14 protein-coding genes and 1 tRNA gene are annotated in these 20,411 nt (G+C 51.8%); 12 read left to right on the forward strand and 3 right to left on the reverse strand.

Annotated elements, in window-relative coordinates:
- The first annotated feature begins 10 nt into the window (after window positions 1-10).
- From PS2015_RS07365 to PS2015_RS07375, 3 genes are all read left to right on the forward strand, one after another.
- Window positions 11-1,672, forward strand: a complete 1,662-nt coding sequence (locus PS2015_RS07365) for an AMP-binding protein (RefSeq protein ID WP_058021604.1) — start codon at window positions 11-13, stop codon at window positions 1,670-1,672.
- 18 nt (window positions 1,673-1,690) lie between these two features.
- Window positions 1,691-5,386: an ATP-dependent RNA helicase HrpA gene (gene hrpA / locus PS2015_RS07370; RefSeq protein WP_058021605.1), complete on the forward strand. Its 3,696-nt coding sequence runs from the start codon at window positions 1,691-1,693 to the stop codon at window positions 5,384-5,386.
- Window positions 5,387-5,451: 65 nt separating this feature from the next.
- A complete protein-coding gene (locus PS2015_RS07375; RefSeq protein WP_237113406.1) occupies window positions 5,452-6,135 on the forward strand; it encodes an MlaA family lipoprotein in 684 nt (227 codons plus the stop codon).
- Here the strand turns inward: PS2015_RS07375 and PS2015_RS07380 are convergent.
- Both PS2015_RS07380 and dusA read right to left on the reverse strand, forming a co-directional pair.
- Window positions 6,132-6,608, reverse strand: a complete 477-nt coding sequence (locus PS2015_RS07380) for a tellurite resistance TerB family protein (protein ID WP_082628027.1) — start codon at window positions 6,606-6,608, stop codon at window positions 6,132-6,134. The two genes, PS2015_RS07375 and PS2015_RS07380, sit on opposite strands and share 4 nt — an antisense overlap.
- Entirely contained in the window at window positions 6,574-7,611 is a 1,038-nt protein-coding gene (gene dusA / locus PS2015_RS07385; protein WP_058021608.1) for a tRNA dihydrouridine(20/20a) synthase DusA, read from the reverse strand. Before dusA ends, PS2015_RS07380 begins: the two co-directional genes overlap by 35 nt.
- A gap of 95 nt (window positions 7,612-7,706) precedes the next feature.
- Here dusA and gltX point away from each other — a divergent pair, with 95 nt between their 5' ends.
- Both gltX and PS2015_RS07395 read left to right on the forward strand, forming a co-directional pair.
- The gene (gene gltX / locus PS2015_RS07390; RefSeq protein ID WP_058021609.1) at window positions 7,707-9,236 is read left to right on the forward strand and encodes a glutamate--tRNA ligase; all 1,530 of its coding nucleotides are present in this window, start codon (window positions 7,707-7,709) and stop codon (window positions 9,234-9,236) included.
- Between the two features lie 117 nt (window positions 9,237-9,353).
- A tRNA-Ala gene (locus PS2015_RS07395) sits at window positions 9,354-9,429 on the forward strand.
- Window positions 9,430-9,625: 196 nt separating this feature from the next.
- On the opposite strand, the gene gltA is transcribed toward PS2015_RS07395, so the two are convergent.
- Window positions 9,626-10,903 carry a citrate synthase gene (gene gltA / locus PS2015_RS07400; protein ID WP_058021610.1) on the reverse strand — a complete coding sequence of 426 codons (1,278 nt, stop codon included), beginning with the start codon at window positions 10,901-10,903 and terminating at the stop codon, window positions 9,626-9,628.
- A 453-nt stretch (window positions 10,904-11,356) separates the two neighbouring features.
- Here gltA and sdhC point away from each other — a divergent pair, with 453 nt between their 5' ends.
- The 7 genes from sdhC to lpdA all read left to right on the forward strand — a co-directional run bounded on the left by sdhC (window position 11,357) and on the right by lpdA (window position 20,398).
- Window positions 11,357-11,731, forward strand: coding sequence for a succinate dehydrogenase, cytochrome b556 subunit (gene sdhC / locus PS2015_RS07405; protein WP_058023204.1), 375 nt, complete (start codon window positions 11,357-11,359; stop codon window positions 11,729-11,731).
- Window positions 11,725-12,102: a succinate dehydrogenase, hydrophobic membrane anchor protein gene (gene sdhD / locus PS2015_RS07410; RefSeq protein ID WP_058021611.1), complete on the forward strand. Its 378-nt coding sequence runs from the start codon at window positions 11,725-11,727 to the stop codon at window positions 12,100-12,102. The genes sdhC and sdhD overlap by 7 nt, the downstream gene beginning before the upstream one ends.
- Window positions 12,103-13,875 carry a succinate dehydrogenase flavoprotein subunit gene (gene sdhA, locus PS2015_RS07415; RefSeq protein ID WP_058021612.1) on the forward strand — a complete coding sequence of 591 codons (1,773 nt, stop codon included), beginning with the start codon at window positions 12,103-12,105 and terminating at the stop codon, window positions 13,873-13,875.
- Window positions 13,876-13,903: 28 nt separating this feature from the next.
- Window positions 13,904-14,608: a succinate dehydrogenase iron-sulfur subunit gene (locus tag PS2015_RS07420; RefSeq protein WP_058021613.1), complete on the forward strand. Its 705-nt coding sequence runs from the start codon at window positions 13,904-13,906 to the stop codon at window positions 14,606-14,608.
- An 89-nt stretch (window positions 14,609-14,697) separates the two neighbouring features.
- Complete coding sequence (locus PS2015_RS07425; RefSeq protein ID WP_058021614.1) at window positions 14,698-17,541, forward strand: 2-oxoglutarate dehydrogenase E1 component; 2,844 nt, start codon at window positions 14,698-14,700, stop codon at window positions 17,539-17,541.
- A gap of 47 nt (window positions 17,542-17,588) precedes the next feature.
- Entirely contained in the window at window positions 17,589-18,824 is a 1,236-nt protein-coding gene (gene odhB, locus PS2015_RS07430; protein WP_058021615.1) for a 2-oxoglutarate dehydrogenase complex dihydrolipoyllysine-residue succinyltransferase, read from the forward strand.
- Window positions 18,825-18,946: 122 nt separating this feature from the next.
- On the forward strand, window positions 18,947-20,398 hold the full coding sequence (gene lpdA, locus PS2015_RS07435; RefSeq protein WP_058021616.1) for a dihydrolipoyl dehydrogenase: 1,452 nt from the start codon (window positions 18,947-18,949) through the stop codon (window positions 20,396-20,398).
- The last annotated feature ends 13 nt before the right edge of the window (window positions 20,399-20,411 follow it).

Raw genomic sequence — 20,411 nt, forward strand, 5'->3', positions numbered from 1 at the left:
GAGAACCAAAATGTTTACAGCCCCAGCCCTTGAAACCACCGGAGATATGAGCACCAGTCAATTCAAGACAATTGCTGATGTATTTGAATACGCGTTTGACCATCACGCTGACAGGCCAGCCTTTCAATGCATGGGTCACCAAATGACTTACGCCGACCTCAACGACGCCAGTGCGCGACTGGCAAACTGGCTGATTAAGCATAGTGGATTAAAAGCGGGCGATCGTATTGCTATTCAAATGCCAAATATCCTGCAGTTTCCCGTCGCTGTGATGGCCGCTGCGCGAGCCGGGCTGGTCATTGTCAACACCAATCCGCTGTATACCGCACGAGAAATGAAACATCAGTTTACTGACTCCGGTGTACGGGGAATCATTATCCTGGAGAATTTCTGCCACAATCTGGAAAAAATTCTGGCCGACACTGATATCTGTTGTGTCATCACTACCCAGATCGGCGACATGCTGCCACAACCTCAACGAAGTGTGGTGAACCTGGCAGTCAAGTACATCAAACGCATGGTGCCAGCCTGGAAGATTGCCAGAGCACATTCCTGGCGCGATGCATTGGCGCAGCCCCCCGCTGAACTATCGAAAATTGACAGTGGAACTGATGTCGCTATTGTTCTTTATACCGGTGGTACCACAGGACTCGCAAAAGGTGCCATGTTGACTCATCAGAATTTGATCAGCAATATGATGCAACTTCGTCAAGTCAGCAAGGCGCTGATTCGTGATAAGGAGGATACGATCGTTGCGCCGCTGCCGCTGTACCATACCTATGCCTTTATGTTCCATTGCATGGCCGGGGTTTACGCAGGCAACTTGAGTGTTCTGATTCCAAATCCCAGAGATATTGATGATCTGATTAAAACATTGGCTGCGCTGCCGGAGATCAACGGTTTTGTGGGACTTAACACCCTTTTTCTGGCCATGTGCCGACATCGTCAAATCAATCGGGTTAATTTTTCTGATATGCGCTTTACCGGCTCCGGTGGCATGGCGCTTACCATCAGCGTAGCAGAAGAGTGGTTAAAAGTGACTGGCTGTCAGGTTTATGAGGGTTACGGACTGACAGAGTGCTCTCCGGTTGTCAGTGTGAATCCGCACGACAAGGTCAAAATCGGGACAGTAGGGCCTGCCGTGCCGGGTACCGAAGTCATGACAGTTGATGAGCAGGGCCAGGATACGGGAATCAATGAAAAAGGTGAACTCTGGGTTCGTGGTCCGCAAGTCATGAAGGGTTACTGGCAGAATGACAAGGCTACACGAGAGTCGATTACGGAAGATGGCTGGTTCAAAACCGGCGATTTTGCCGTCATCGATGAGGATGGTTTCATCAAGATAGTGGACCGGAAAAAAGACCTGATTATCATTTCGGGGTTTAATGTGTTTCCAAGCGAGGTAGAGGAAGTTGTCAACTCGCACCCCGGCGTTGCAGAGAGCGCGGCTATTGGCATTCCCAATGACAAGAGTGGCGAAGTCATAAAATTGTTTGTTGTGCGCAGGGACAATGTTCTGACGCTTGATGAATTGACTTCATATTGCAGAGAGAATCTGACAGCCTACAAGGTGCCCAAACAGATCGTGTTTGTGGACGATCTTCCAAAGTCGAATGTCGGCAAGATTCTGCGTCGCGAATTGCGCGAACAGGAACTGGCCACATTGTCATAAAAGACGGATACGTGCACTGTGCAGATCAGTTATCCGCCGGGACTGCCGGTATCAGAAAAGCGGGCGGAAATAGCCACCGCCATCAGAGAAAACCAGGTTGTGGTGGTGGCTGGCGAAACTGGCTCTGGAAAAACCACGCAATTGCCCAAGATCTGTCTGGAGCTTGGACTCGGTGAAAAAAAACTGATTGGTCACACGCAGCCCCGACGCCTGGCAGCACGATCAGTCGCCAGTCGTATTGCAGAAGAGCTGAATACCACGCTGGGCAAGGGCGTGGGTTATCAGGTGCGTTTCAGTGACACCACCAGCCCCGATACCCGTATCAAACTGATGACCGATGGAATTCTGCTGGCGGAGATTCAGCAGGATAAATTGCTGTCGAAATATGATGTGATAATAGTTGACGAGGCGCACGAGCGAAGTCTTAACATCGACTTTTTGCTCGGTTATCTCAAGCAATTGCTCTCCAAACGATCTGATCTGAAACTGATCATCACGTCAGCCACTATCGATGTTGACAAGTTCTCTGAACATTTTTCCGCTGCACCAGTCATTAGTGTGTCCGGGCGTAGTTATCCGGTTGAAATCATTTATCAGGATCCGGCCGAACTGGAAGTTGAGAGCGAGGATGATCGATTTCATCAAAGCGTCATTCAGGCGCTGCAAACACTTAAGCAACACGAAAGCAAAACCAGACAGCCTCCTGGTGATGTTCTGGTGTTTCTCAGTGGTGAACGGGATATTCGGGAGTTAGCGTTGACCCTGCGGCAATTGCAATTGCCGGATACAGAGATCATTCCGTTATATGCCAGACTGACCCAGAACGAGCAGCAACGAATTTTTATGCCTCACAGGGGGCGACGTATTATTCTGGCTACTAACGTCGCTGAAACCTCTTTGACAGTGCCTGGTATTCGTTACGTTATTGACAGTGGTCTGGCGCGAATCAGTCGCTACAGTGTGCAAAGCAAGGTTCAGCGCTTGCCAGTTGAACCGATTTCCCAGGCCAGTGCCAATCAACGAGCCGGACGCTGCGGGCGGGTCGCCAGTGGTATCTGCGTGCGTCTATACAGTGAGAACGACTTTCTCAATCGTCCGCCATTCACGGATCCGGAGATAAAGCGTACAAATCTCAGTGCCGTGATACTGCAGATGCTGTTGTTAAACCTTGGTGAGGTGGAATCCTTTCCTTTTATCGAGCCACCTGAGCGTCGCGCAATAAACGATGGCTTTCGTGTTCTAGAAGAGCTTGGAGCTATTGACGCTAACCGAATTCTGACACCACGTGGCCGACAGATGGCCAGGTTGCCAACAGATCCGAGACTGGCCTGTATGTTGGTGGAATCGTCCAGACGGCACTGCCTGTATGACCTTTTGATTATTGTCAGCGCCCTCAGCATACAGGATCCCCGTGATACGCCCACAGACAAAAAACAGGCGGCGCGCCAGCGTCATGCACAATATGCCGACAAAGAGTCAGATTTTCTGTCGTGGATCCGCCTCTGGCACCTGGTAGAACTGGAGCGGCAGGCGCTCAGCAGCAGTCAGTTCCGCAAGTATTGCTCAGAAAATTATCTGTCCTGGTTACGATTACGGGAATGGCGTGAGACACATCGGCAGTTGATGCTTTCGTGTCAGCAACAGGGACTTAAATTATCACGACCTGCAGATGAGGATCTTGCTGACTATCGACCAGATTATGAGGCGACTCATCGAAGTATGTTGCCCGGCGCCTTGAATCAGATAGGGCAACGATCTCAGGATGGTTTGTACGCCACACCACGCGGGCGCAAGTTTTCCATATTCCCTTCTTCCGTTCTGGCCAGAAAGCAGCCACGCTGGGTCATGAGTGCTGAATTGATTGAAACCAGCCGCGTATTTGCCACACAAGTGGCGCGTATCGAACCAAACTGGGTTGTCGATGCAGCTGCACATCTGTTACGCAGGGAGTATTTTGATGCGCATTGGGAAAAGAAACGGGGTGAAGTTGTTGCTTATGAAAAGCTGTCACTGTTTGGTCTGACCTTGATAGAAAGGCGTCGGGTGTCCTATTCTAAAATTGATCCGCAGATAAGCAGGCAGATTTTTATCTATCAGGGTCTGCTGGCGGGGGACATCCAGTTAAGAGCGCCTTTTTACGCCCACAATCAGCAATTGCTGGAAAAATATCGCAAACAGGAAGAGAAGGAGCGTCGTCCGGATATTGTTGTGCCTGACGAGGTGTTGGCAGAGTTCTACGAACAGCGCCTGCCACCCGGTATCAACTCCGTCGCAACTCTGGAACGCTGGAGTCGGAAACAAAAAGATCCACAGCATACTTCACTGCACATGCGTGAAGCGGATATCCTGGCCAGGGACGTTGATGTCAACAGCCAGCTTGCCTATCCTGATTTGACTAATGTGCTCAGGAACAGTCTGAAGATAAGCTACCAGTTTCAGCCAGGGAGCGAGCGCGACGGTGCCAGTATAGCTGTGCCGCTGACGCTGATATCGCAGATGAGTCAGCAGGATCTCGACTGGGCGGTACCCGGCTTGCTACAAGAGCGTTGCGTGGCTCTGGTGAAAAGTCTACCCAAATCCATTCGCAAGCAGTTGGTGCCTGCGCCAGAGTTCGTGGAACAAGCGCTAAAAGCAGCTGATGCAGCCGATAAACCGGTGTTAACGGCGCTTCTGGCAGAGCAAGCCTGGCAGCAGAGAAGAGTCCGCGTGCCTGCTGACGCGTGGGACGAGTCCACAGTGCCGGTTTATCTACGCCCGACCGTCTGCATTATTGACGCGAATGGCAAAGAGCTGGCCAGGGGGCATGTTCTTGCTGACCTGCAGAGCCGCTTTGCCGGAAGCGCCAAAAGCCAGAAAAATCCCAGTCATGGTATCGAACAAAACGGACTGAAAGACTGGAAGAATTTTGAATTACCTGAGGTGCTGGAAGTCAAAGAACAGGGCATAAGGTTGTTGCGATATCCGGCTTTGCGTGATGACAGCGACAGCGTGGCTATCGTTTTATGTGACACGCAGTCAGCGGCCAGCAGACTGACCGAGCGGGGTCTTGCACGCCTGTACATGTTCAGAACGGCTCAGCAGCGAGAACTTCTCGCCAATCGGCTGAAAAATCTGCAGAAGAGCCTCGGTCTCAAGCTGTTATCCCAAAACACCGAGTGGCCTGCATTTGCGCTGCTCACAGTGTACCGCCTGGCGTTTGCGACCGGCAGTGTGAGGCCACACGACTCACAGAGCTTTCAGCGGCAACTTGATGTCGGCAAGGCTGATCTGGTGGCTACCGGAGACCGACTTTTCCGCTTACTCCAGGATGTCTACAGTTATGCGTTTTCTGTCGAACATCGACTAAAATCACTTCAGGCCCGGTTTCCGGATTCAATCAAGGATATCCGACATCAGCTTGAGCTACTTATTCCGGATCACTTCCCGGACTCGGCCCCGTCTGACTGGATCTGGGAGTATCCACGCTACCTCAAAGCTCTTGATCAACGACTTGACAAGCTTCCGTCTCAAGCTGAAAAAGACCGGCAGCTCAGTAATATGATTGCCAGTTTGCAAAAAGACTGGCAGCGCGCCGAACAGCTCAAACCTGGTGTGCTGGCAGATTTCCAGTGGTGGTTGCAGGAATTAAGAGTCTCCAGCTTTGCTCAGCAGTTGGGCACGAAGGGGCCAGTATCAGAGAAGCGATTACGTAAACAATTGGAGAAGGTTGGCTGAATTTGAGATAATGCGGCGGTTTTCACTAAGTGGTATCTCTGATGGGAAAAGTGGCTATAAGCGCAATGCTGATATCCGTTCTGGTCATGAACAGTCAGCTAGCAGTTGCGGCAGCGGAAGATGATCCGCTGGAATCCATTAACCAGAAAGTTCACAGCTTTAACGTATTTATGGATCGGTATTTTCTGTTGCCGGTTGCTCGTGGTTATACACGCTATATTCCGGCACCCGCGCGCCAGGGAGTCAGAAATTTTTTCTACAATATCGGTGATGTCAGCGTACTGGCAAATAACCTGTTGCAGGTAAAACTGGAAGCCGCAGCCAGTGATGCCGGGCGGATAATGGTGAATACTACAGTAGGCGTGCTTGGCATTTTTGATGTCGCCACACCCATTGGTTTTAACCGCAATGATGAAGATTTTGGACAGACGCTCGGATATTGGGGCATTGGTCCAGGTCCCTATATGGTCCTGCCCTTGTTTGGCCCCAGCACACTCCGAGACTCTTTGGGGCTTCTGGTTGATACGGCAACCAATCCGATCAATCACCAGGATAATATCAGAGTGCGCAACAGCGCTTTCGCGCTGGAGCAGCTTGATCGCCGTGTGGCGGCGATGTCCGTGGAGTCCTTGATTACCGGTGACCCCTACATATTTACCCGCGAAGCCTACCTGCAGCAGCGACAATATCTTGTGAATGACGGCGAAGTCGAAGAGACCTGGGACGATGACTGGGACAACTGGGATTAATTTTCTGTTGCCCTGGCGTCCCTGACCGCTAATTTGGTTTTAATAAAATCACTGTGTGAGACGTAAATCAGATCCGCTGTGCGGCGAATCATCTGTTCTTCGTATTTATCCAGGTCATCATCCGCCATCGCCAATTCCCAAAGATGGCGAATCAACTGTACCTTCTCATCATAGTCGTAGTGCTCATTGACCAGACTGGTGAATTCATACAGGGAAACCGCGGCGGCAGACTCAGCTTCTGCAAGTTCAATAATCTCCTGAAGCTGCCTGGCGGGCAACTGGAAGCGGTCCGTGAGAATTTCCTTTAGTTTGTGCGTTTCACGGTCGTCGATGTGACGATCGGTTTTCAACAATTCAAACATGAGTGCAGCACTGGCCAATTGCAACCGACAGACCCGATCCTGGTCTGATTCTTGTTCAGTGCTGAAAAGCTGGCTCTCAAAAAACTGCCGTATCGTGCCTAACATTGTCATTTACCTCATTTTGTTTTTTCATGCGAGCATGCTCTGCCAGTGCGATAGCGTCCTCCAGCACACTGGCCGTAGCCTGTTTGCGATGTGCATGTTCGCTCAAATGCCGGCGGAAAAGCCTCCCGCCGGGTTCGCCTTTGTAAATTCCCAGAATATGTCGTGTCAGATGCTGTAGTGAAGCGCCTTCAGAAAGCTGCTGTCGCACATAAGTCAGATAGGCTGCAAGAATTTCCGTACGCTCAGGTATTGGTGCCTGAGCGTCATACAGCGCCCGATCAATATGCGCCAGGAAATACGGGTTTTGATAAATCTCTCTGCCAAGCATCACGCCATCTGTGTGGCGCAAATGCTCCTGGCACTCGGGCAGGGTTCTAATGCCGCCGTTGATGATGATTTCCAGTTCTGGGTAGCGGCGTTTCATGCGATATACGCGCTCATACTGCAGCGGCGGGATATCCCTGTTTTCTTTGGGACTGAGCCCCTGTAACAAGGCGATGCGGGCATGCAATACAAAAGTCGAGCAGCCAGCACTGGCAACTGTCTCGATAAACTGCTGCAAGAATTCATCAGAATCATGTTCGTCTATGCCCACCCGCGATTTAACGGTGATCGGCAAGTCGCTGACCTCACGCATGGCTTTAATGCAGTCAGCAACCCGTTTCGGTTCAGCCATCAGACATGCACCAAAACGTCCCGATTGCACCCGGTCGCTTGGGCAGCCAACATTGATATTGATTTCGTCATAGCCGTATTGCTGCCCGGCTTCCGCTGCACGTGCCATATCCGGAGGCTCACTGCCACCGAGCTGCAATGCGACTGGATGCTCGGCTGGATCAAATGCCAGATGTCGTGCCACATCACCATGTATAATCGCGCCGCTTGTAACCATTTCTGTATATAACAGGGCATGGCGGCTGAGCAGGCGCAAAAAATAACGCTCATGCCTGTCTGTCCAGTCCAGCATGGGGGCAACAGAGAAGCGACGATTGGGATATAGAGTTAACATTGCGCAATTGTAACACGCGCAAGGTTCATGGAGCTTAATCGGAGCTTGCCGTATAATTGCCTCAGACCCTCCAGCGTTTCAATCAAGAGAGTGATATGACTACAGCATCGACTCCCGCAGTCAGAACCCGCATTGCCCCCTCACCAACAGGCGACCCTCATGTGGGTACGGCCTACATTGCATTGTTTAATCTCTGCTTTGCCCGCCAGCATGGTGGCGAATTTATTCTGCGTATTGAAGATACAGACCAAAGCCGGAGTACGGCTCGCTCAGAGCAGGATATTCTGCGCGCCCTGAAGTGGCTGGGTTTGAATTGGGCAGAGGGTCCTGATATTGGAGGCCCGCATGGGCCCTACCGGCAAAGTCAGCGCAGTGATATCTACCGCCAGCACATCAACGAATTGTTGGACAAAGGACATGCCTTCCGTTGTTTTTGTACGGCTGAGCGACTGGCCGAACTGCGCGCCGAACAAATACAGAACAAACAAACAGCGGGCTATGATGGCCACTGCCTGCATTTGAGTGAATCAGAGCTTGAACAGCGACTGACAGAGAAACAGAATTTTGTAATTCGCATGAAGGTGCCGCAAGAGGGTGAATGCGTTTTTGAGGACCGTCTGCGTGGCGAGATCAGGATTAGCTGGCAGCAAATTGATATGCAGGTGCTGATGAAATCAGATAATCTGCCAACGTATCATTTCGCCAACGTGGTCGACGATCATTTGATGGGCATCACGCATGTGATACGCGGCGAAGAATGGATCAACTCAACGCCTAAACATTTGCTGCTGTACCAACACTTCGGCTGGCAAGCACCGCAGTTTTGCCATATGCCATTGTTGCGCAACCCGGACAAAAGCAAACTCAGCAAACGCAAAAATCCCACCAGCATCAACTACTACCGCGATATGGGGTATTTGCCTGAAGCGCTGACAAACTATCTGGGTATGATGGGCTGGACGATGCCCGATGGACGCGAAAAATTCTCACTGGAAGAGATGCAGGCCGTGTTTAATATTGACCGGGTTTCTTTGGGCGGTCCCGTGTTTGATATCGCCAAGCTGAACTGGCTTAACGGCAAATATATGCGGGAAAACCTGGATACTGAGTCATTTGCAGAGCAATTTGCCGCATGGGCGTTTGACGCTGAAAAACTGGCGCAAATCATTCCTCTGGTTAAGGAGCGGGTAGAACGGTTCAGCGATGTTATCCCTCTGGCTGGTTTTTTCTTGAGTGGTCAGCTACCTGTGACAGCTGAAAGTTTTTCGCATAAACAATTGTCAGCCGGGCAATGCAAGGAGTTGCTGCAGCTAATGGCCTGGCGACTTGAGGAATTGGCGGAGTGGAACAAACAGGCAATTGAACAGGCCTGTCAGCACCTGGCTGCCTTTAACGGGATCAAGATACGTGATGCATTGTTTCCACTGTTTGTAGCCATCACAGGGAAGGCTGTCTCGGTATCCGTAATCGATTCAATCTATATTATAGGTCTTGATGTGAGCAGAGCCCGACTGCGTTTCGCTATCGAACAGCTCGGCGGCATATCCAAAAAGGAAGCTAAGCAGCTTGAGAAAACCTTCAGGGACTTGTTGAATTTCGAGCAAAGCGAAGATATCTCGAAATAAGTGTTAATTAGGGAGATTCAAGCATTGACACATGCAGGGGCGATGCCTAAAATGCGCGGTCTCTGCAGTGAGCAGTTTGAAGTGACTGTAATAGTTGATTTTTAATAGTTGGTTATTGGGGCTATAGCTCAGCTGGGAGAGCGCAACACTGGCAGTGTTGAGGTCAGCGGTTCGATCCCGCTTAGCTCCACCAAATTAAAAAGGCCACCATGTTTATCATGGTGGCCTTTTTTTTGCCCGGGGGACGGAGACCTGCGCTCCGTCCCCGGTGTCAATCTGGCACTGAAGCAGCGCTTGATCTGCAAAGCGCCGACACCCGGTATCACTTTAGTGTCTGAGCTGCCCTGGGGACGGAGCGCAGGTCTCCGTCCCCGACCGTCCCCATCCCGTCAAGCAGGGTAGTCGCGCTGCACCGGACCGGTGTAGAGCTGACGCGGGCGACCGATCTTGTAGGGGTTGCTCAGCATCTCGTTCCAGTGGGAAATCCAGCCCGGGGTGCGACCCAGAGCAAAGATCACCGTAAACATGCTGGTAGGAATACCAATGGCCTTGAGAATGATACCCGAATAGAAATCGACATTCGGATACAGCTTGCGCTCAATGAAGTACTCGTCTTCCAGAGCGATCTTCTCCAGGCGGCGGGCAATCTTGAACAGCGGATCGTTTTCGACGCCCAGATCAGCCAGCACCTCATCACAGATCTTGCGCATGACTCGTGAGCGCGGATCAAAGTTTTTGTAGACACGGTGACCAAAGCCCATCAGGCGGAAAGGATCATCCTTGTCCTTGGCGCGTGCTATAAACTCCTCGATACGCGACTCGTCGCCAATTTCATTCAACATGGTCAAAACGGCTTCGTTAGCGCCGCCGTGTGCCGGCCCCCACAGCGCTGAAATGCCGGAGGCTATGCAGGCGTAGGGATTGGCGCCGGTAGAGCCAGCCAGTCGTACTGTAGACGTGGAGGCATTCTGCTCGTGATCGGCATGCAACAGGAAGATCACATCCATGGCTTTAGCAAGTACCGGGCTGACGTTCGGTTTGTCGGCCGGCACACCAAACATCATGTGGAGGAAGTTTTCAGCGTAATTAAGTGAGTTGAGGGGGGACATGTAAGGCTGGCCAATCGAGTGCTTGTATGTCATCGCGGCCAGGGTGGGCATTTTGGCGATCAACCTGATGGCTGCCAGCTTTCGCTGTGCGGCGTCATCAATATCAAGCCCCTCATGATACAGCGCCGCCAACGCTCCGGCCAGGGAGACCATCACTGCCATCGGGTGTGCATCACGCTGGAAACCGTCCAGGATTTTAGCTATCTGAGCATCAACCATGGTGTGCTGAGTTATCTCGGCGATAAATTGTTGCTTGCTCTCGGCGTCAGGTAGTTCGCCATTCAAGAGCAGGTAACAGGTTTCCAGGTAATCCGAATGTTCAGCCAGCTGGTCAATCGGGTAACCGCGGTGCAGCAGCACACCCGCATCACCATCAATATAGGTGATTGCCGATTCGGTTGAAGCCGTTGACATAAAACCCGGGTCGTAGGTAAACACTCCGTTTGCCACCAGGCGACGCACATCAACCACGTCCGGGCCTATCGTGCCCTTCAGAACGGGAAGCTCAATCACTTCCTGGCTGTTGGCCAGGCTCAAGCGGGCTTTGTTTTCACTCATAATTCACTCCTGACTGATAAACTTCCGGCTGCCAGCATTCGGCTGGAGTCGGCCGGGTAACGATCTGATCCTGCATGGGGATCCTTGAATGGGGGAAAAGCTTCAATTTAATGTGCCAGTGGCAAAACGGCTACTTTAGCATAAACTTTTGCATGATTCCCTCATGCTGCCTGCAAAAATTTCATGTTGACAAAGTGTTGTCACAAACACGACTTATCGAGCCCATTATCCCATGGGTTTTATTGTATTCCGTTTGCTATGAGACTATACTCTGCCGTTGTCATTCCGAACGATTTTTTCGATTGGAATCAAAAACGAAGCGCCTGAACAAGCCCATCCAGTCGTGTGTCTTGTCCAGACTCTCCGGAGGTTGATCAGTGCAGCATCGTCTATATGGGCACCGATCTGAAACTAACCGAGCCCATACCCGGGCCTAACGTGAATTGGCTACCAGTGAAAGACAACAGACCTGTAAATCTAGACCTGAGCAAATTTCATTTTCCTCTGCCTGCAATTACATCCATCCTGCATCGAATTTCCGGCGTACTCATCTTTGCCGGGACGGCTGTGCTGTTGTGGATGCTGGCTGAATCGCTGTCCTCACCACAAGGTTACGAGCGAGTGAGCGGCTGGCTGGACACAACGGCTGTCAAAGTAGTGGTCTGGGCAATATTGTCAGGGCTGCTATATCACCTGATTGCCGGTATTCGCCACCTGCTGATGGACGCTGGCATTGGTGAAACTCTTGAAGGCGGCCGGCGTGGCGCCGTGTTAATTGTTGTATTTGCGGTAATCAGCATCGTGCTGGCAGGAGTCTGGGTATGGTGAAGAGAGTAAACAGCGCGACCAATCTGGGGCGCAATGGACTTCATGATTGGGTGTTGCAGCGCTTCAGTGCCGTTGTGCTGGCGTTTTACACAGTATTCCTGTTGGGCTGGATGCTTATTACACCCGATGTCGGATATGCAAGCTGGTCGGCCCTGTTTGACGCGACCTGGATGCGGGTGTTCAGTTTACTGGCATTACTGTCTTTGTGCATTCATGCCTGGATAGGAATGTGGACAATTGCCACTGACTACCTGACAAAAATGACTTTTGGTGGTGCAGCTACAGCAGTTCGAGTGCTGTTTCAGGCAGCCTGTGTTGTTCTGATTTTCATTTACCTCGTTTGGGGTATCCAGATTCTGTGGGGACTATAAATGAGCGGTATGCGTACGATTTCGTTTGATGCAGTGATTGTTGGCGGCGGTGGCGCCGGTATGCGAGCCGCACTGCAATTGTCGCAATCAGGCTATAAAACGGCAGTGATCAGCAAAGTCTTCCCGACCCGGTCTCACACAGTATCTGCCCAGGGAGGCATCACCTGTGCCATTGCCAGTGCGGATCCGAATGACGACTGGCGCTGGCATATGTACGACACGGTCAAGGGCTCTGACTACATCGGAGACCAGGATGCGATCGAGTATATGTGCAGCGAAGGTCCGCAGACCGTTTTTGAGCTGGAGCACATGGGTCTGCCGTTTTCACGCACTGAAAATGGACGCATTTATCAGCGCCCGTTTGGTGGTCAGTCCAAGGATTTTGGCAAGGGCGGACAGGCTGCCCGAACCTGTGCAGCCGCCGACCGAACCGGTCATGCCTTGTTGCACGCTCTGTATCAGGGCAATTTGAAGAACAAAACCGTCTTCTTCAATGAATGGTATGCCGTTGATCTGGTGCGCAACCAGGATGGTGTGGTTGTTGGCGTTATCGCCATCTGCATCGAAACCGGTGAAACCGTTTATGTTGCCTCTAAAGCCACAGTGCTGGCCACCGGCGGTGCCGGTCGTATATACGCCTCTACAACTAACGCCCTGATCAATACCGGTGACGGCGTGGGCATGGCTCTGCGTGCTGGCTACCCGGTACAGGACATGGAAATGTGGCAGTTCCACCCGACCGGTATTCACGGTGCCGGTACGCTGGTGACTGAAGGTTGCCGTGGCGAAGGTGGATACCTGATCAACAAGGACGGCGAACGCTTCATGGAGCGTTACGCTCCCAATGCCAAAGATCTGGCAGGCCGCGACGTTGTAGCTCGCTCCATGATCCAGGAAATTATAGCCGGCAAGGGTTGTGGCCCGAACGGTGATCACGTGTTGCTGAAGCTGGATCACCTGGGTGAGAAAGTACTGAACGAAAAGCTGCCGGGTATTCTGGAGCTTTCTCGCACATTTGCGCACGTGGACCCGGTTAAAGAGCCGATTCCTGTTATCCCCACCTGCCATTATATGATGGGCGGTATTGCCACCAATATTCATGGCCAGGCGATCACCCAGAATGCCAGGGGCGAGGATGAGCAGATTCCCGGCCTGTTTGCGGTAGGAGAGGTTGCCTGCGTATCCGTCCATGGAGCTAATCGTCTGGGCGGTAACTCACTGCTGGATCTTGTGGTATTTGGCCGTGCGGCTGGTAAACACATTGAAAGCATGCTGGGACAGGGCATCGAATATCGCCGGGCTTCAGATACGGATATCGATCAGTCAATGGCACGCCTGAATCGTCTCAACAACAGCACCGACGGCGAGAGTGTTTCGACATTGCGAGCCGAGCTGCAGACCATCATGCAGAACCATTTTGGCGTGTTCCGTACCGGCGACTTCATGCGCGAGGGTGTCCAGAAGCTTGAAGTGTTGGGTTCGCGCATTGCCAATCTGAAGCTGGAAGATAAAAGTAACGCCTTTAATACAGCCCGTATTGAGGCGCTTGAACTCGAAAACCTGTTTGAAGTGGCCGAGGCAACAGCACTGGCGGCGGAAAACCGCACAGAAAGCCGTGGTGCGCACGCCCGTGAGGACTACCAGGAGCGTGATGATGAGAACTGGTTGTGTCACACCATGTATCATCCGGTCGATCGACGCGTAAGCAAGCGAGCGGTGAATTTTGCGCCCAAAACGGTCGAAAAGTTTGAGCCAAAAATACGTACCTATTAATCCAGTTGCTGATAGAAGGTGAACTAACGTGTTAGTCAGTGTTTATCGATATAACCCGGAAACTGACAGTAAACCCTCCATGCGAGATTACCAGATCGATCTGCCGGAAGGCCGCGATCTGATGGTGCTGGATGTACTGCAGCTCATTAAAAACCAGGACCCGACGCTGGCCTACCGACGCTCCTGTCGAGAGGGTGTGTGCGGGTCTGACGGCATGAATATCAACGGCACCAACGCGCTTGCCTGTATTACCCCGGTATCGGCCGTGGCGAAAGGCGGGAAGTTGGTGCTGCGTCCTTTGCCGGGTTTGCCGGTAGTACGTGATCTGGTCGTAGATATGACCATTTTCTACAAGCAGTTTGAGAAGGTGCAGCCTTATCTGATCAACGATACACCGGCACCTGCAATTGAACGATTGCAGTCACCTGAAGACCGGGCCAAACTTGACGGTCTATACGAATGTATTCTGTGCGCCTGTTGCAGCACGAGCTGCCCCTCATTCTGGTGGAATCCTGACAAGTTTATTGGTCCGGCGGGACTTTTGCAGGCTTACCGGTTCCTGGCTGATACCCGGGATACCGCGACAGACGAACGACTGGCAGGGCTTGAAGATCCGTTCAGCGTTTTCCGTTGCCGCGGCATCATGAACTGTGTTGCCGTGTGTCCAAAGGGGCTGAATCCGACCAAGGCCATTGGTCATATAAGACACATGCTGCTACAGCAGGGTAGCTGATCATTTTGTATTTTTAATCGGAGCCGCCGGCGGTTTTTGCTCAAAAGGCGAAGACTGCACCGGGAACTCTGTCAGCCAGGATAATGACTATGCATGACAGCATAATGGAGTTGATGTGGAGCACTGGCCATCTTTCAGGTGGCAATGCTGAATATGTGGAGCAGTTGTACGATCAGTATCTGGCCGACCCGGAACTGATTCCGGAAGAGTGGCGCAGCTACTTCGATCAGTTGCCAACGATTGCAGACAAGAGCAGCGATGATGTTTCGCATCGCGAAATTCAGGCATACTTCCGCCGCCTCGGCAAAACCAGCCGGTTTATGCCGGTGCTCAGTAATGATGTTGTTGTCAACTCCGAGCACGAAAATAAACAGGTTCAGGTGCTTCACCTGATCAGTTCTTACCGCGTGCGTGGCCACCAGAAAGCAGCCCTTGACCCACTCTCCCTGATGCACCGCGAAAGAGTTCCAGATCTGGAGCTGGACTTCCATAATCTGTCGCCTGCTGATCATTCCACTATTTTCCAGACAGGCTCGTTGCATATCAATCGCGACACAGCAAGCTTGCGCGAGATTGTCGACGCTCTTGAAAGTATTTACTGTGGTTCAATCGGTTATGAGTTTATGCACATAGTCGATCTGGCCCAGAAACAATGGATACAAAAACGTATTGAGCCGAAACTTGGAAATCCTGGCTTTCCCAACGAAGTTAAACGTCATCTTCTGGAGCGACTCAGTGCCGCTGAGGGTTTGGAGAAGCACCTCGATTCAAAATACCCGGGTACAAAACGCTTCGGACTGGAAGGTGGTGAAAGTCTTATCCCGTTGGTGGATGAGCTGATTCAGCGCGCCGGCAGCTATGGCGTCAAGGAAGTTGTTATGGGTATGGCTCACCGTGGCCGCCTTAACATGCTGGTTAATATTCTGGGTAAAAATCCGGCGGATCTGTTCAGTGAATTCGAAGGTCGAGCCAAGTATAAGAGTTCCGGGGACGTCAAGTATCACCAGGGATTCTCATCTAATGTCATGACGCCGGGCGGCGAAGTTCATTTGGCAATGGCCTTTAACCCGTCGCATCTTGAAATTGTTTCTCCCGTGATTGAAGGGTCTGTTCGTGCACGCCAGGATCGCCGTAAAGACAGTCTGGGTCATGCCGTCATTCCAATCAGCATTCATGGTGATGCTGCCTTTGCCGGGCAGGGCGTTGTCATGGAAACTTTCCAGATGTCCAAGACGCGTGCTTATGGCACTGGCGGGACGGTGCATATTATCGTGAATAATCAGGTAGGCTTTACGACCAGCCGCCAGGATGATGCCCGTTCCACCGAGTATTGTACCGATGTGGCCAAAATGGTTCAGGCGCCAATATTTCACGTAAACGCCGACGACCCGGAAGCCGTGCTGTTTGTTACACAGTTGGCGCTGGATTTCCGTTACGAATTCAAAAAAGATGTTGTCATCGACCTCGTATGTTATCGCCGCCGTGGCCACAACGAAACAGATGAGCCTTCATCAACACAACCTCTGATGTATCAGAAGATTCGCAAGTTACAGACAACTCGAGCATTGTATGCGGAAAAGTTGATTGCCGCAAAAATCACTACCGAAGACGAAGTGAGCGAGCTGAATACTTCTTACCGAAGCGCTCTGGATACCGGTTCGCATGTCGTAAAAAGCCTGATCAAAGAACCAAACGTCGAAATGTTTGTAGACTGGAACCCTTATCTGGGACATACATGGACACCACATTTTAATACCAGCATCAAACTGGAATCCCTTGAGGCGCTGGCCAAAAAAATCACATCTTTACCGGACAAGCTGTCTTTGCAGCGCCAGGTTCAGAAAATTGCTGATGATCGTGCCAAAATGGCGGCAGGTGAGCTCCCTGTGGATTGGGGCTTTGCAGAAACCCTGGCATATGCCAGCATCCTGACTACCGGTAATCGAGTGCGTATAACCGGACAGGATGTGGGGCGCGGCACCTTCTCTCACAGGCACGCCGTGTTGCGCGATCAGAAAACGGAAGAAGAATATGTTCCGCTGCGTTCCCTTGTGGCTGATCCTGGCATGTTCTGCATCTACGATTCGCTGCTTTCAGAAGAAGCTGTGCTGGCATTCGAATACGGTTATGCAACAACCACTCCAAATGCGCTGGTTGTCTGGGAAGCCCAGTTCGGTGATTTTGCCAACTCCGCGCAGGTTGTGATCGATCAGTTCATAACCAGCGGAGAGCATAAATGGCAGCGGCTGTGCGGCTTGACCATGTTGTTGCCGCATGGCTACGAAGGGCAGGGGCCGGAACACTCATCTGCGAGACTGGAGCGATTCCTGCAGTTGTGTGCTGAACATAATATACAGGTTTGCCTGCCGACGACCTCGGCACAGGTTTTCCACATGCTTCGCCGTCAGGTGTTGTGCCCATTGCGCAAACCCCTGATTGTCATGTCGCCAAAAAGTCTGTTGCGGCATAAAGAGACAACTGCGACGCTGGAAGAGCTGGCCAATGGATCATTCCAGGTGGTTATCGGCGAAACTGATGAGAATGTTCAAGCAGATAAAGTCGAACGCATCATTCTCTGTTCGGGTAAGGTTTACTATGATCTGAGGGCAGAGCGTCGAAAGCGCGAAATTGACAACATAGCAATCATCCGGCTGGAGCAGCTCTATCCGTTCCCGGAAGATGATCTGCGCAAAACCATGGAACAGTATCCTAACTTTAAAGATGTTGTGTGGTGCCAGGAAGAGCCCATGAATCAGGGTGCCTGGTACTCCAGCCAGCATCATATGCGCAATGTTATTCAGTCCCTGAATGCAGGTGTCAACCTGCGTTATGCAGGCCGCGAGGCCTCTGCGGCGGCAGCGGCAGGTTATCCTGAGTTACATCTGCAGCAATTGAATGCTTTCCTCGAACAAGCGCTGGGTAATCAGGATTGATTCTTTTTGTTTACAACATTTCGACACAAACAGTGTAAGGAATAGACATGTCAATAGAAATAAAAGCACCACAACTGCCGGAATCGGTTCCTGACGGCACCATTGCCAGCTGGCACAAGAAAGCAGGCGACGCGGTAAAACGGGATGAGCTGCTGGTGGATATTGAGACCGATAAAGTAGTTATTGAGGTGGTCTCTCCCGCCGATGGCGTACTTGAGAAAATTATCAAAGATGCCGGCGATACGATTGTCAGTAACGAAGTCATTGCCACTGTAAAAGAAGGCAGTGCGGAAGCAGCGCAGAAAAGTGACACCGCCAGCAAGTCAGAAAAAAGCGAGGAATCTGCGACGCCGGAATCTGACAGCAGCGACGATGGCGATACGCCTGTATTGAGTCCGGCAGCCAAAAAGCTGGCTGAAGAGCATGGTCTGAATCCGGGCCAGATCAGCGGTAGCGGTAAAGACGGACGGGTTACCAAAGAAGATGTGCTCAAGGCCATCGAAGGCGCTGACAAAAAGACAGCAAGCCCCGCACCTCAAGCTCAGCGTTCAGAAGTGCCTGTCGGCGATGGCTCGTCCGGACGTGTTGAAGAGCGTGTGCCGATGAGCCGTCTGCGCGCCAAGGTTGCGGAGCGACTGTTACAGGCGTCACAGAGCACCGCCATGCTGACAACCTTCAATGAAGTTAACATGAAGCCGGTGATGGAACTTCGCTCACGTTACAAAGACCAGTTCGAAAAAGCCCACGAGGGTGTGAGGCTGGGTTTCATGTCCTTCTTTGTGCGGGCCAGCGTTGAAGCGCTTAAGCGCTTCCCGGCCGTCAATGCGTCAATTGATGGCAATGACATTGTCTACCATGGGTATCAGGACATAGGCGTGGCGGTATCCTCTCCGCGAGGGCTGGTTGTGCCCGTGCTGCGCAATGCTGACCACATGAGTCTGGCCCAGGTAGAGGGCAAGATTAAAGAATATGGTAACAAGGCCCAGGACGGAAAACTGTCTATCGACGAGATGACCGGCGGTACGTTTACTATATCCAATGGCGGAGTATTTGGTTCGCTTTTGTCTACGCCGATTCTGAATCCTCCGCAAACTGCGATTCTGGGCATGCACAAGATTCAGGAACGGCCCATGGCTGTTAACGGCAAGGTCGAGATTCTTCCGATGATGTATCTGGCACTGTCGTATGACCACCGTATGATTGATGGCAAAGAAGCAGTGCAGTTCCTGGTGACCATCAAAGAATTGCTGGAAGACCCGGCACGTATTCTCCTGGAGATCTGAGATCCTTCTGAGACATGAGACCCAGAGGTCTCCTCAAGCATGAGCCACGGCGACAGGTTTGTCTCTGTGGCTCATGTGTTTAATCCGGACCTAAATGAATTGATAGTGGGCAGGGAAAAATTATGAGTAAAAAATATGATGTTGTTGTCGTTGGCGGCGGCCCGGCGGGTTACGTGGCTGCTATTCGTTGCGCACAGCTGGGAATGAAAACCGCCTGTGTTGAAAAATGGCATGACGACAAAAAGGAACCGGTACTGGGCGGCACCTGCCTTAACGTCGGCTGCATTCCATCTAAAGCGCTGCTGGATTCATCACATAAATATTCTGAAGCCAAAAAGGACTTCGAAGTTCACGGCATCAAAGTCGGTAAAATTGACATTGATGTGCCTGCAATGATTGAGCGCAAAAGCAAGATCGTGAAGCAGCTGACACAGGGCGTTCGTGGTCTGTTCATGGCCAATAAAGTCGAAGCCATCCAGGGATTCGGCAAACTGTTGAAAGGCAAGCAGGTAGAAGTCACCTCAGCAGACGGGAAATCAGAAGTACTGGAAGCGGATCACGTGATCCTTGCTGCAGGCTCAGAGCCTATCGATATTCCGCCGGCCCCGGTCGACGACGAAGTGATTGTTAATTCAACCGGCGCACTGGAGTTCCAGGATGTACCCAAGCGACTGGGAGTTATCGGTGCCGGTGTAATCGGCCTGGAACTGGGAAGCGTGTGGGCCCGCCTGGGCGCCGAAGTTACTGTATTCGAGGCAATGGATGCCTTCCTGCCAGCGGTTGACAGCCAGGTTGCAAAAGAAGCCGCCAAAGTTTTTGCCAAACAGGAGCTGGACATCAAGCTGGGCGCTAAAGTGTCGGCAACAAAAGTGTCCGGCAAAGGCAAAAACAAAAAAGTCACTGTCAGCTATACAGACAGTGATGGCGATCACAATGCTGAGTTCGACAAACTGATTGTTGCTGTCGGCCGCCGACCCCTGTCTGCCAATCTGCTGGCAGAGGACAGTGGCGTTGAAGTCGACAAACGTGGCTTTGTCGTTGTAAATGATCAGTGCCAGACCGCCGTTGATGGTGTGTGGGCGGCTGGCGATCTGGTGCGCGGCCCGATGCTTGCACACAAGGGAATGGAAGAGGGCGTCATGGTCGCCGAGCGTATTGCCGGCAAGAAAACCCAGGTCAATTACGACCTGGTGCCATTTGTCATTTATACCCACCCGGAAATCGCGTGGGTCGGTAAAACCGAGCAGCAGTTGAAAGAGGAGGGTGTTGAATATAACGTCGGCACCTTCCCTTTCAGCATCAATGGCCGCGCGATGGCTGCCAATGAGTCAGCTGGCCTGGTCAAACTGATAGCCGATGCAAAGTCTGACCGTGTGCTGGGTTGTCATATCATGGGACCCAGCGCAGCAGATCTCGTACAGCAGGTTGCCATCGCCATGGAATTCAGTGCCAGTGCCGAAGATCTCGGTCTGACCATGTTTTCGCATCCGACACTCTCGGAAGCGGTGCACGAAGCAGCACTGGCGGTCGGCGGACACGCTATTCACGCTGCCAATAAACGCAAGCGCAACTGATTCATGCGCTGCC

This window comes from Pseudohongiella spirulinae, from assembly GCF_001444425.1.
In the GTDB taxonomy this organism is placed as follows: domain Bacteria; phylum Pseudomonadota; class Gammaproteobacteria; order Pseudomonadales; family Pseudohongiellaceae; genus Pseudohongiella; species Pseudohongiella spirulinae.

Excerpts from the sequence above, each read along its gene's own strand:
- odhB (WP_058021615.1), top strand. The coding sequence starts at position 17,589 with ATGTCAATAGAAATAAAAGCACCACAACTGCCGGAATCGGTTCCTGAC.
- sdhD (WP_058021611.1), top strand. The coding sequence starts at position 11,725 with ATGGTGAAGAGAGTAAACAGCGCGACCAATCTGGGGCGCAATGGACTT.
- gltX (WP_058021609.1), top strand. The coding sequence starts at position 7,707 with ATGACTACAGCATCGACTCCCGCAGTCAGAACCCGCATTGCCCCCTCA.
- dusA (WP_058021608.1), bottom strand. The coding sequence starts at position 7,611 with ATGTTAACTCTATATCCCAATCGTCGCTTCTCTGTTGCCCCCATGCTG.
- PS2015_RS07365 (WP_058021604.1), top strand. The coding sequence starts at position 11 with ATGTTTACAGCCCCAGCCCTTGAAACCACCGGAGATATGAGCACCAGT.
- PS2015_RS07380 (WP_082628027.1), bottom strand. The coding sequence starts at position 6,608 with ATGACAATGTTAGGCACGATACGGCAGTTTTTTGAGAGCCAGCTTTTC.
- gltA (WP_058021610.1), bottom strand. The coding sequence starts at position 10,903 with ATGAGTGAAAACAAAGCCCGCTTGAGCCTGGCCAACAGCCAGGAAGTG.
- lpdA (WP_058021616.1), top strand. The coding sequence starts at position 18,947 with ATGAGTAAAAAATATGATGTTGTTGTCGTTGGCGGCGGCCCGGCGGGT.
- sdhA (WP_058021612.1), top strand. The coding sequence starts at position 12,103 with ATGAGCGGTATGCGTACGATTTCGTTTGATGCAGTGATTGTTGGCGGC.
- PS2015_RS07375 (WP_237113406.1), top strand. The coding sequence starts at position 5,452 with ATGCTGATATCCGTTCTGGTCATGAACAGTCAGCTAGCAGTTGCGGCA.
- PS2015_RS07425 (WP_058021614.1), top strand. The coding sequence starts at position 14,698 with ATGCATGACAGCATAATGGAGTTGATGTGGAGCACTGGCCATCTTTCA.